The sequence below is a fragment of the Streptomyces sp. genome, from assembly GCF_035563135.1.
In the GTDB taxonomy this organism is placed as follows: Bacteria; Actinomycetota; Actinomycetes; order Streptomycetales; family Streptomycetaceae; genus Streptomyces.
In genome coordinates this window covers 1-11,782 of sequence record NZ_DATMVN010000697.1, presented here as the reverse complement: position 1 = coordinate 11,782, position 11,782 = coordinate 1, and the positions used below count along the sequence as shown (strand labels likewise).

Annotated in this window: 10 protein-coding genes; 6 read left to right on the top strand and 4 right to left on the bottom strand. The window is 71.5% G+C overall.

Annotated elements, in window-relative coordinates; translation table 11 throughout:
• Window positions 1-58 precede the first annotated feature (58 nt).
• The 3 genes from lnt to VN520_RS31010 form a co-directional block, all read right to left on the bottom strand.
• The gene (gene lnt / locus VN520_RS31020; RefSeq protein ID WP_325750265.1) at window positions 59-1,690 is read right to left on the bottom strand and encodes an apolipoprotein N-acyltransferase; all 1,632 of its coding nucleotides are present in this window, start codon (window positions 1,688-1,690) and stop codon (window positions 59-61) included.
• Between the two features lie 133 nt (window positions 1,691-1,823).
• Window positions 1,824-2,387 carry a hypothetical protein gene (locus tag VN520_RS31015; protein WP_325750264.1) on the bottom strand — a complete coding sequence of 188 codons (564 nt, stop codon included), beginning with the start codon at window positions 2,385-2,387 and terminating at the stop codon, window positions 1,824-1,826.
• A 70-nt stretch (window positions 2,388-2,457) separates the two neighbouring features.
• Entirely contained in the window at window positions 2,458-3,249 is a 792-nt protein-coding gene (locus tag VN520_RS31010; protein WP_325750263.1) for a glutamate racemase, read from the bottom strand.
• 58 nt (window positions 3,250-3,307) lie between these two features.
• Between VN520_RS31010 and VN520_RS31005 the strand changes: the two genes are divergently transcribed.
• On the top strand, window positions 3,308-4,489 hold the full coding sequence (locus VN520_RS31005; RefSeq protein WP_325750262.1) for a glycosyltransferase: 1,182 nt from the start codon (window positions 3,308-3,310) through the stop codon (window positions 4,487-4,489).
• A 39-nt stretch (window positions 4,490-4,528) separates the two neighbouring features.
• On the opposite strand, the gene VN520_RS31000 is transcribed toward VN520_RS31005, so the two are convergent.
• Window positions 4,529-5,839 (bottom strand): TerD family protein, encoded by a 1,311-nt coding sequence (locus VN520_RS31000; protein ID WP_325750261.1) that lies wholly within the window; start codon window positions 5,837-5,839, stop codon window positions 4,529-4,531.
• Between the two features lie 1,039 nt (window positions 5,840-6,878).
• On the opposite strand from VN520_RS31000, the gene lanL reads away from it, so the two are divergent.
• From lanL to VN520_RS30975, 5 genes are all read left to right on the top strand, one after another.
• Window positions 6,879-9,542, top strand: a complete 2,664-nt coding sequence (gene lanL / locus VN520_RS30995) for a class IV lanthionine synthetase LanL (RefSeq protein WP_325750260.1) — start codon at window positions 6,879-6,881, stop codon at window positions 9,540-9,542.
• Between the two features lie 57 nt (window positions 9,543-9,599).
• Window positions 9,600-9,755 carry a VenA family class IV lanthipeptide gene (locus VN520_RS30990; RefSeq protein ID WP_325750259.1) on the top strand — a complete coding sequence of 52 codons (156 nt, stop codon included), beginning with the start codon at window positions 9,600-9,602 and terminating at the stop codon, window positions 9,753-9,755.
• Window positions 9,756-10,070: 315 nt separating this feature from the next.
• Entirely contained in the window at window positions 10,071-10,331 is a 261-nt protein-coding gene (locus VN520_RS30985; protein WP_325750258.1) for a hypothetical protein, read from the top strand.
• The gene (locus VN520_RS30980; protein ID WP_325750257.1) at window positions 10,328-11,395 is read left to right on the top strand and encodes an ABC transporter ATP-binding protein; all 1,068 of its coding nucleotides are present in this window, start codon (window positions 10,328-10,330) and stop codon (window positions 11,393-11,395) included. The genes VN520_RS30985 and VN520_RS30980 overlap by 4 nt, the downstream gene beginning before the upstream one ends.
• Window positions 11,392-11,782 (top strand): ABC transporter permease (locus tag VN520_RS30975; RefSeq protein WP_325750256.1); only part of this gene is annotated, 391 nt, incomplete at its 3' end. The genes VN520_RS30980 and VN520_RS30975, both read left to right, overlap by 4 nt.

Below are 11,782 nucleotides of genomic sequence, written 5' to 3'. Positions count from 1 at the left end.
GGTGGCCGGCGGTGGCACGGATGTCGCGGATGAAGTCTGGAGTAGCCATGCGACGAGGCTACGGGGCGGCCGGGACGTTCTCCGTGCCGGGCGTCGGCTCTTTGCGCTCCTGCCTCACGCGCACCGCTCGCGCCGTCGCCCACCCGAGACCGGCCAACGCGAGCAGCGCCAGGACACCCTCCGGCAGGACCCCCAGCCGGGTGGCGGGGGTGAGAGAGGAACGCAGGGGAACCTCCTCGACCAGGGCGTCCGGGGTGAACATCTTCGTCTTCTGCACGATCGTGCCGTCCGGCCGGATCACCGCACTGACGCCACTGGTGACGGGCACCACGACGGACCTGCCGTGCTCGACCGCCCGCACCTGGCTCATCGCCAGCTGCTGGTAGGTCATCTCGCTGCGCCCGAAGGTCGCGTTGTTGCTCGGTACGGCGATCAGCTGTCCGCCGTCCTTGACGGTATCGCGTACGGCGCCGTCGAACGCGGCCTCGTAGCAGGTCACGAGTCCGACCTTCGTGCCCGCGAGGTCGAACACGCCGACCTCGCTGCCGGGGCCGAAGTCCCGCTGCACCCGGTCGACGTCCTTGCTGAAGATACGCGCGACGGACCGCATCGGCATGTACTCGCCGAACGGCTGGATGTGCCGTTTGTCGTAGGTGTCCACGGGGCCGTCCTGCGGGTCCCATTCGATCAGGGTGTTGCGCAGAGGTCCGCTGTCAGGGGTGAGGACGGCTCCGATGACAGTGGGAGCGCCGATGGCCCGCACGGCGCGGGCGATGGCTTCGCGGGCGTCGGCGTTGCGGTACGGATCGAGGTCGGAGGAGTTCTCCGGCCAGAGGACGAAATCGGGCCGGGGCACCTTCCCGGCCTTCACGTCCTGGGCGAGCTGCTCCGTCCTTTCCGCGTGGTTGTCCAGGACGGCCCGGCGCTGGGAGTTGAAGTCGAGTCCCAGGCGCGGCACGTTGCCCTGGATCGCGGCGACCGTGGCGGTGCCGTCCTCGGGTGAGTCGTCCACGAGCGGGAGGGCCGCCAGCGCCGCAGCGACCGGGGCTGCCACGGTGACGGCCGCCGCGACGACGCCGGAGCGGGGCACGGTGCCGGTGGTGCGGTAGCGGCGGACCTGCCGGACGGCTTCCAGGAGCCCGAAGCCGCACAGCACGACGGCGAACGAGAGCAGTGGGGTGCCGCCCAGCGCGGCGAGCGGCAGGAACGCGCTTTCGGCCTGGCCGAAGGCGATCTTGCCCCAGGGAAAGCCGCCGAACGGGGCGCGGGCCCGGAGCGCCTCGTCCAGTGTCCAGACAGCGGCTGCCCAGACGGGCCAGTACGGCAGCCGGGAGACCGCGGCGACCCCGGCGCAGCCGATGGCGATGAACAGCGCTTCGGCGAACGCGAGCGCGATCCAGGGAACAGGACCGACTTCCTCCCCCGTCCAGCGCAGCAGGGGCAGCATGAAGCCGAGACCCGCGAGGAGGCCCAGGCCCAGCGCCGCGCGCAGCCTGCGTGCGGTCAGGACCCAGCCGAGCAGGGCGAAGCCGGGAAGCACCAGCCACCACAGGGGCCGGGGCGGGAAGCTCGCGTAGAGCAGTGCCCCGGCCAGCACAGCCGCGGCCGGCCGGACGAGTGGCGGCCACAGCTTCCTGCTGCGGGGCACGGGGGCGGGCTGCGGTTCGGCGGTGGTGATGGTGGCGCTCACCTGCCGGAGTCTACGGTGGGCGGCTGTGAGGGCGGCAGCCGCTCCGGCCGCTCAAGGGCAGCCGCGTCCTGCTCGCGCTCAGGGACCGAGTGGCAGCCGCTCCGGCCGGCAGGGTCAGCGGGCCCCCCTGTGCTCAGGACCCCGAGGAGTTTCCCGTGCCCGCGAGATGCAGCCGGTCGCGGATGAAACGTACGGCGGCCTCCGCGTCGTCCACCGTGACGGTGAAGGTCCTGCCGTCCCCCAGCCGGAGCACCAGCGCCTCCCCCCGGCGTACCACCACGGCCGTGCCCTGGTCGGGGCGCCAGCGGTAGCCCCAGCCGCCCCACTGCCGCGGGGTGACCTTGGGGGCGAACTCCGCGCCCACCACGTGCGTGAGCAGGATCCGGCGCCTGGGCAGGCCGGCGTGGCCGCAGCGGACCTCCAGGGCGTCGCCGTCGACCTTGACGGCCACGTGCACGAAGGCGAGGGTGCCGAAGAGGATCAGGAGCCCGGCGGCGACACATCCGATGACGGACATGAGCAGTGGGGCGAAACCGGCGTCCCAGGCCGAGCCGACAGCCAGGTCGATACCGAGCGCCAGGCACCCTGCTCCGGCAGCCGCGAGCAGCCACTGGAAGCGATTGGTGGCCCGTCCCGTCCAGACCGAGCTCGGGGCCTGGCTCGAACCGTGCCGCGCATTGCCGGGGTGGTCCGTCATGCCAAGCAGCGTACCCACGTTTTGTGCCGCGAGGAGGGGTGGTGCCGCCCCGGCGAGGCACCGCGTGCGGTCAGATCGCGGGGCTGACGGCTTTGAGGAGCAGACCCTCGGCGTAGGCCAGGGCGGGTTCGGTCAGGTCGGCGGCGTGGCCGCCGAGGAGAACGGTGAGCGTGCCGGCCGGTTCGGCCGACGGAGCGGGCGCTTCACCGATACGGCGCAGTGCCTGGGCGGCCACGGCGTCGGCGGAGCCGTGGAGCACCGGTGGCGCATGACCGGGCCGGTCGCTCTCCACTGCGGCCCGAATGCGTTCGGCCACCAGTTCGTAATGGGTGCAGCCCAGGACGACGTCCGTCACACCGGCGGGGGTGCGGCGGGCCGCGGCGGCCACAGCACGGCCGATCGCGTCCTCGTCGGCATGCTCGACGGCGTCGGCAAGCCCCGGGCAGGGCACTTCGGTCACGTCCACGGAGCGGGCGAAGTCATGGATCAGCCCACGCTGGTAGGGACTCCCGGTGGTCGCCGGTGTGGCCCAGATGGCGAAGGGGCCGCCACCTGCGGCGGCCGGCTTGATCGCGGGCACCGTGCCGATGACCGGCAGCCCCGGCTCCAGTTCCGCCCGCAGGGCGGGGAGGGCGTGGACGGAGGCGGTGTTGCAGGCGACGATCAGGGCGTCGGGCCGGTGGTCCGCTGCCGCGCGGGCCACGGCGAGCGCACGGCAGGTCACGTCCTCGGGCGTGCGGGGTCCCCAGGGCATCGAGCCGGGATCGGACGACAGCACCAGATCGGCGTCGGGCCGTAGCCGGCGTACAGCGGCCGCTGCCGCGAGCAGGCCGATTCCCGAGTCCATGAGTGCGATCTTCACCCGGTCACCATAGTCGACAGCCCATGCGGCATCGCCGGAGTGGGGCACACTTCGACGGATGAGCGCCGTTGCCTGGATCGCCATGGGTTCACTGACCGTGTGGGTGTGGCTGTTGCTGGGCCAGGGCTTCTTCTGGCGGACCGACCAGCGGCTTCCGGTACGCAGGGCCCCGGCGCGCTGGCCCTCGGTGGCCGTGGTCGTGCCCGCGAGGGACGAGGCCGAGGTACTGACGATGAGCCTGCCGTCGTTGCTCGCCCAGGACTACCCGGGTGACGCGGAGGTCTTCCTGGTCGACGACTGCAGTACCGACGGCACGGGCGCGCTCGCCCGGAAGCTGTCCGAGCGATGCGGAGGGCTGCCGCTGACCGTGGTCACCCCCGGTGAGCCGGAGCCGGGGTGGACGGGCAAGCTGTGGGCGCTGCGGCACGGGATGGCACTGGCCCGGCAGCGGAAGCCCGAATTCCTGCTCCTGACGGACGCCGACATCGCCCATGAACCGGACAGCCTGCGGGAACTCGTCGCCGCGGCCGGTACCGAGGCTGCGGGCGGGTTCGACCTGGTCTCGCAGATGGCCAGGCTGCGGGTCACGAGCGCCTGGGAACGGCTGGTCGTGCCGGCCTTCGTCTACTTCTTCGGGCAGCTCTACCCCTTCCGCAGGATCAACGCGAAGGGAGCGCGGACGGCTGCGGCGGCGGGCGGCTGTGTGCTGCTGCGCGCCGGAGCCGCCGAGCGGGCGCGGATCCCCGAGTCCATCCGTCAGGCGGTGATCGACGATGTGTCGCTGGCGCGTGCGGTGCGGCGGGGCGGGGGCCGGATCTGGCTGGGGCTCGCCGACCGGGTGGACAGCGTGCGCCCTTATCCACGGCTGGCGGACCTGTGGCGCATGGTCGCGCGGAGTGCCTACGCGCAACTGCGGCACAGTCCGCCGCTGCTGGCCGGCACGGTGCTCGGTCTTGCCCTGGTCTATGTCGCACCGCCCGTCACGCTGGGCGCCGGACTGCTGACGGGGGATACCGCGGCGGCGGCTGCGGGCGGGACGGCATGGGCGGTGATGGCGGGGACCTACATGCCCATGCTCGGCTACTACCGGCAGTCGTTGTGGCTGGCGCCGCTGCTGCCCTTCACCGCGGTCCTCTATCTCCTGATGACGGTGGATTCCGCGGTACAGCACCACCGGGGTCTCGGTGCGGCCTGGAAGGGGCGTACGTATGACCGCCCCGAAGCCGCACCGGAGCCCTGATCCCTGCCGCCCGGGCGTTACGGTTCGCTCGTGACGGCGTCACTTGCGGCCGGGGGTCCAGTTCATGCCCCAGCCGTAGGCGGCGTCGATGGTCCGCTGGGGGCTCACACCGCGTGGGGGGACGAGATAGCGCGCCTCACGCCGCACGGTGAGGTCTTCCCCGTCATTGGTGATCAGCGCGAGCGCGCACACGGTGGAGGGCACGGTGCATTCGTCGAGGGAGAAGTCGACCGCCGCACCGTCCTGCGGCTGGAGTGTGACCGTGGCATGCAGATCGGCGAAACTGCGGGCGCCTTCGTAGATGGTGACGAAGATCAGGACACGGCGCAGCCGGTTCTTGTGGTCGAGGTTGACCGTGAGGTTCTCGCCGGTGGAGAACGCGCCGGTGCGGTCGTCCCCGTCGAGGTGGATGTACGGCGGCTGCCGGAGAGATCCGAAGGCGTTCCCGAGCGCCTGGACGACTCCCTTGCTCCCGTCGGTGAGTTCGTACAGTGCGCACAGATCGAGATCGAGGTCCGCCTGCGCGGCGACAGCCCGGCCGAGTTTCGCGCCCCAGCCCTTGGACTGCTTGCGCACCTCCCAGTTGAGATTGACGCGCAGCGCACCGGATGTGCCGCCCTGTTTGGACAGCGATACCGAAGGGGCTTCCTTCGTCAGCGTGACCTTGGTCAGTCTCACGGGCCGCACGGCGGGGGGAGCCGGCGGGGGCGTGGGAGGGGTCCGAGGCGTCGCAGGGTGAGTGAATGACTGAGGAGCCTTCTGCAGCTGCTGGGACGGCTGCGTCTGCTGGGGCGGCTGCGTCTGCTGGGGCGGTTGCGTCTGCTGCGGTTCGTCGACGGAGATCCCGAAGTCCGTCGCGAGACCCGCGAGCCCCGTTTCGTATCCCTGCCCTACGGCCCTGAATTTCCAGGCTCCCTGGCGCAGGTAGAGCTCACCGAGGATGAACGCGGTCTCGACGGTCGCGTCCGCGCTCTCGAAGCGCGCGATCTCGGAGCCGTTGGCCGGGTCCACGATCCTCACGTAGAGGCCGGCCACCCGTCCGAAGGTGCCGTTGTCCGCCGAGGCCGCCACCACGACGCGGTCGATCGTCGGCTCCATCTGTGCGAAGTCGACCGCGAGGGTGTCCGTGACGGCGCCCCCGGCCGCCCGCTTGCCCTCGTGGCGCACCGCACCTGACCGGTGCGCGGGCTGGTTGTAGAAGACGAAGTCCGCGTCGTTGCGCACCTTTCCCGACACGAGAAGGAGCGCCGAGGCATCCACGTCGGGCGCCCCGGGTGAGGTGCGCCAGCCCAGTTCGACCCGTACGGCGCGAGCCGGCACCGGGACATTGGCTCCCTTTTGCATGGTCATGCTCGCCCCTATCACGAGTCCGGCTGTCCGGAGAGTTCCCCGCCAACCTAATCCCCGCCCGCCGGAGAGCCCACAGTCCCGACGGGACGCCTGCCGGCGATCCGCCGGCCATCCCTTTGAGCTCGCTCTGTACACGATCACACCGCTAACTGATGCCCCACCTCGCCGAGTTCGCCCGTATGGAGGTCGAGGCCCACGCACAATTCGTGAAACAACCCGATCATCGGCCAAACCATGGCGCTTCCCCCCTTCGTTCTTCACCGAAAGGACGTGGGTTCTGTCCATGTCCGTCCGTTCCTCCGCACCGGCGACCGCCCGACGGAATCCGTGCGGCGCAAACGCTCCGGTTTCCAGATACTTTCACGGCTCTTTCCGCTTTCGGATGCCCGAAGGACAGGACCGCGACCGGAAGAAGTCGTACACATTATCGACCACTCCCCCGCGCATCAGCAGGCGGCCACCACATCCCCCTCCTCACCGGGAAAGAGACATGAACCCGGAACCTCCCTCCCATCCGTCGGCCCGGAGGAACGGCCCGGTCACCGGACGACGAACGTACGGGAGATCAGCGTGATCGCGGCATTCCGCCCCCGCGGACGAAATCCCGCGGACGAAACCCCGGGGACGAATCCCACGGACGAAAGAAGTGCGTCCGGAGCCGGCCCGGCGGGAACGGCCGCCACGCGCCCCGGGGCCGGTCAACTCGCTTTCGCGGCGATCACATACGTGGAACCGAGTCCTCCGGACCGCTGCGGAACGACATCCGGCGCCGGCTTCACACACGCGGCACCGTAGGCGAGTTACGAGGTTCACGGCGGCCTCCTGCTTCAGTTCCCGAGCGAGGCTCGGCGCGGATGCGCGACTCTGCCGCCCTCCCGGCGCACGATTTCGTGCCTTTCTTGCGCCGGGCGTGCCCCGGGGTGGAGAAACAGCACCGCACGCGCTCGCCGGATGGGATGAACCAGGTCGGGTGAATGTTGGGCCGGCAAGAGTGATGGGCAATTTCCCACCAGCGGTTCCGGCGTCGAGAGGAACACACATGACGAATAGCGCCACCGAAGCCGAACTGGAAAGCCTCCTCCACCGAGCGCTGAACTCCACAGGCACAGACGCGCAATGGACGACCGTCACGGACGAGAGGTGGTGCCACCTCGCGCCGCAGTCGGGGACGCGGCGCGAACAGGGCTGGAAGCTGCATCTGTCGGCAACGGCCGCCTCCGCGCCCACGGTACTCGAAAGAGCCTTGGGAGTGCTGTTGCCGGAGAAATCGGCATTCAAGTTCGCTCGGTCGCTCGACCAGGTGCACGCCCTCAACTCCCGTGCGACGCCCCGGGGGAACTCCGGCAAGTTCATCACGGTCTACCCCGGCTCCGACGCCGACGCGGCCCGGCTCGCCCAGGAGCTGCACCGGGCCACGGCGGGTCTGGCGGGCCCCCGGATCCTGTCCGACCAGCCTTACACCGCGCACAGTCTGGTGCACTACCGCTACGGCTCCTTCGTCGGACGGCGACGCCTGTCGGACAACGGCCTGATGGTGTGGTTCATCGAGGACCCCGACGGCAATCCCGTGGAGGACAAGCGCACCGGCCGGTTCTCCCCGCCTCCCTGGGCGGTCTCCCCGTTCCCCGCCGCGGTGCCCGCCCCGCCGCGCGCGGCGGCTCCGGCGGGTGGTCCGGTGATGCTCGGCGGTCGCTTCGCCGTCCGGGAGGCGATCCGGCAGACGAACAAGGGCGGCGTCTACCGGGGTACCGACGTCACCACGGGCGCCCCCGTCGTGATCAAGGAAGCCCGCCCCCACGTGGAGGCCGACATCTCCGGTCGCGACGTCCGCGACTGGCTGCGCGCCGAGGCCCGGACGCTGGAGAAGCTCAAGGGCCTGGATCTCGCTCCGGACCCGCTGACGTTGTTCCAGCACGGCGGGCACCTGTTCCTGGCCCAGGACCAGGTGCCGGGCGTCGCCCTGCGCACCTGGGTGGCCGAACACTTCCGCGACGTCGGAGGTGAGCGCTACCGCGCGGACGCGTCGGCCCTGGTCGCACGCCTGATCGACCTGGTCGCGGAGGCACACGCCCACGGCTGTGTCCTGAGGGACTTCACTCCCGGCAACGTCATGGTCCGCCCGGACGGTGAACTGCGCCTGATCGACCTGGAACTCGCCGTGCTGGAGGACGACAGCCCGCTGCCGACGCGCCTGGGAACCCCGGGCTTCAGCGCACCCGAGCGTCTGGACGACGCGCCCGTCTCGCCGACGGCCGACTACTACAGTCTCGGCGCCACCGCGTGCTTCGTCCTGGCCGGGAAGGTGCCGAACCTGCTGGCCGAGGAGCCCGCCGGCCGGGCGACGCAGGAGCGGCTCGCCGCCTGGCTGGCCGCCTGCGCCGGGCCGCTCCGTCTGCAGGACGGTCTGGTGGACATGGTTCTCGGACTGATGAAGGACGACCCCGCCGAGCGCTGGGACCCGCCCAGGGCCCGAGAGGCGCTCCGGAAGGCGGCCTCGGCACGGCCGGCGCGCGACACCGCCGCCCGCCCGGCGCGGGACGACGACGGCCACGATCCGGTGGCCGGGCTCGTGGACCACCTCATCGACTCGATGACCCCGTCGGACGAGCAACGGCTGTGGCCCGTGTCCACCACGGCCGGGGAGACCGACCCCTGCACGGTGCAGCAGGGCGCGGCCGGCGTGCTGGCGGTACTGACGCGGTACTTCGAGCTCACCCGCGATCCCCGTCTGCCCGAGCTGATCTCCACCGCCGGCCACTGGATCGCCCGTCACACCGACACCGGCTCGACACGACCCGGGCTGCACTTCGGCGGCCGCGGCACCGCCTGGGCCGTGTACGACGCGGGACGTGCCATCGACGACCGCGTACTCACCGACCACGCCCTGGCTCTCGCCCTGGCACCGCAGCAGCCCACGCCCAGCCACGACATCACCCACGGCACGGCGGGCAGCGGACTCGCCGCGCTCCACCTGTGGCACCGCACCGGCGATGTGCGTTTCGCCGGCATGGTCACGGCCGCCGCCGACCGGCTGACCGCCGCCGCACGGCGCGAACAGTCCGGCATGAGCTGGGCGGTCCCCGCGGAAGCCGTTTCCGAGGAGGCCGGCAAGCGCTACCTCGGCTTCGCCCACGGCACGGCCGGTATCGGCTATTTCCTCCTCGCCGCCGCGACCGTCTCGGAACGCCAGGAGCACATGGAGGCGGCCGTACAGGCCGGCGAGCACCTGCTCGCCCACGTCGTGCACACCGGCGCGGCTGCTCAATGGCCCGCCCAGGCCACGGACGTACCCACGGCTCCGTACTGGTGCCACGGTGCGGCGGGCATCGGTTCCTTCCTCATCCGGCTGTGGCAGGTCACCGGCGACACCAGGTTCGGCGATCTCGCCCGCCGGGGAGCCCACGCCGTCACGGAACGCGCCTCCCGTGCCGCCCTCACCCAGTGCCACGGGCTGGCCGGCAACGGTGACTTCCTCCTCGACTTGGCGGAGGCCACGGGGGATCCCGTCTACCACGCCATGGCCGGTGATCTGGCACGCCTCGTCGTCTCCGAGCGCGCCCACCGCCACGGCCACGTCGTCTTCCCCAACGAGTACGGGGACCTCTCGACCAGCTGGAGTGACGGGGCCGCCGGAATCCTGGCCTTCCTCCTCCGCGTCCGCCACACCGATCCCCGGCACTGGATGGTCCGGCTGCCGGTCTGAGCGGCGGGAAGTACCACCGCCGCCCCACAGAGAAAAACAGAGAAGAAGGAGAGAACCATGGAAAACCAGGACCTCGAACTGCTGGCCCAGCTCCACGCCCTCCCCGAGACCGACCCCGTCGGGCTCGACGGAGCTGCGTACGCCGGGACGTGTGAGTGCGTGGGTCTGCTGACCCTCCTGAACACGGTCTGCATCGGCATCAGCTGCGCCTGATCAGGCAGCTCCGTCCGGCCGGCAGCTGCCCGGGACAGCCGTCGGCCGGACCTCAGGCACCACCGTCCGCGGCCTGACCTGCCACCCACGATCAGGACGGTCGTGCCGCACGTCACCGCCACCGGCGGGCGCCACCTCCACAGGCGGCGCCCGCCCTCCCGCTCGGCCGTCCGAGGAACCGGGAAATCGCGGCACGGCCGGCACCGCTCCCGCGAGAGCACCGCACCGCCCCGCTACCCGACGAACCAGCCACCACGACCACGTCGGCAGACATGACCTCGCCGATCCCACGAACCGTAAGGCCCACGAGACGACATGAACCCCTTGGCCCCGCACCCGCGCATCCGCACCGCTCCGACCACCGAGGGGACGGTCCCGCTCGACCGGCGCACCGGCACCTGCGGGCAGACGGCCCGTACCGACTGCCCGGTCCCGGCCACGTTCCCGGGCAGGACCGGGGCACGCGCCACGTCCTTCTCCTGGCCCCGGAGGGCCATGGCCGGCGAACCGGGCGACGACGGCCGAACCGCGAGCAGCCGCACGGCGCCGCCCCTCTCTCCCGAGCAGCCCTCATGACGGCCCCGCTCGCCGGCCCGCACACCGCACACCGGCCCGCCGCCCCCGTGTACGCCATCCGCACACGCGGCCTGCGCAAGAGCTATCCGGGACCGGGGGGCACCACCACCCACGCCGTACACGACCTGGACCTGGACGTGCCGCAGGGTGAGAGCTTCGCCTTTCTCGGCCCCAACGGCGCCGGGAAGTCCACCACCATCGCCCTGCTCTGCGCCTTGGCCCGCCCCACCGCGGGCAGGGCCACGGTGGCGGGCTCGGACGTGCTCACCCAGCCCCACCAGGTACGGCGACAGGTCGGCATGCTCTTCCAGCACAGCGCCCTGGACCCGGACCTGACAGCCGACCAGAACCTCTACATCCACGCGCGCCTCTACGGGCTGCGCCGCCGCCACGCCCGCCGACGCGCCACCGAAGTACTCGACCTGGTCGGTCTGGCCGATCGCCGGCGCTCCCCGGTCCGCACCTTGTCGGGCGGCATGCGACGACGCCTGGAAATCGCCCGCGGACTGCTGCACGCGCCCCGTGTGCTCTTCCTGGACGAACCGACCACGGGGCTCGACCCCCACGCCCGGGCCCAGGTCTGGGAACACCTGCGCGACCTGCGCGACCAGCACGGCAGCACGCTCTTCGTCACCACCCACTACCTGGAGGAGGCGGAGAACTGCGACCGCCTCGCCATCATCGACCACGGCCGTCTGGTGGCCCAGGGAACACCCCTCGCTCTCAGGTCCGCGATCGGAGACGACCGGGTGGTACTGCACACCAGCGACGACGCGACGGCGCGTCAGGTCGTGCACCGGATCATGCCTTCGAACGGCAGCACCGCCCCGGACGCCGACGGGATCCGCCTGCGGATGCCCGACGGCAGCGCCTGGATCCCCCGTCTGTGCTCGGCGCTGGAGAGCCACGGCATCGCCGTGCACGCCGCCTCGGCGACCGCGCCCACGCTCGACGATGTCTTCTTCCACCACACCGGCCGCAGCCTGCACGCCCCGCGGACCGGCCCGACACCGTCCGGCTCCCCGCCCGGCAGAACCGCGGCGGAAACGGACGGCGGCCGATGACTGCGCTCCCCGTCCGAGCCCCCCGCGGCGAGCGGCCGGCCCGGCTGAGGCACGAACTGCGCGCGGTCCACGCCCTGGTCCACCGCGACCTGCTGCGCCTGGCCGGTCAGCGCACCCACACCGCGCTGACGCTGCTCCACCCGCTGCTCTACCTCCTCGTACTCGGAGGCGGGCTGGCCGCCCTCATCCCGCACGCGTCGCTGGGCGTCGGCTACCGGGCCTACCTCTTCCCCGGGATGCTGATGATGACGGTGCAGATGCCGGCCATCACGGTCGGCATCCGCCTGATCACCGACCGGGAGAGCGGCTATCTGCGTGAGCTTCTGATGGCCCCGGTCAGCCGCTCCACACTGCTTCTGGGGAACTGTGCCGGCGGCACCATGGTCG

What these genes read in the sequence shown, in the direction of transcription:
- VN520_RS31015 (WP_325750264.1), bottom strand. Translation starts at nt 2,387, where the DNA reads ATGACGGACCACCCCGGCAATGCGCGGCACGGTTCGAGCCAGGCCCCG.
- VN520_RS31005 (WP_325750262.1), top strand. Translation starts at nt 3,308, where the DNA reads ATGAGCGCCGTTGCCTGGATCGCCATGGGTTCACTGACCGTGTGGGTG.
- VN520_RS31000 (WP_325750261.1), bottom strand. Translation starts at nt 5,839, where the DNA reads ATGACCATGCAAAAGGGAGCCAATGTCCCGGTGCCGGCTCGCGCCGTA.
- lanL (WP_325750260.1), top strand. Translation starts at nt 6,879, where the DNA reads ATGACGAATAGCGCCACCGAAGCCGAACTGGAAAGCCTCCTCCACCGA.
- VN520_RS30990 (WP_325750259.1), top strand. Translation starts at nt 9,600, where the DNA reads ATGGAAAACCAGGACCTCGAACTGCTGGCCCAGCTCCACGCCCTCCCC.
- VN520_RS30985 (WP_325750258.1), top strand. Translation starts at nt 10,071, where the DNA reads ATGAACCCCTTGGCCCCGCACCCGCGCATCCGCACCGCTCCGACCACC.
- VN520_RS30980 (WP_325750257.1), top strand. Translation starts at nt 10,328, where the DNA reads ATGACGGCCCCGCTCGCCGGCCCGCACACCGCACACCGGCCCGCCGCC.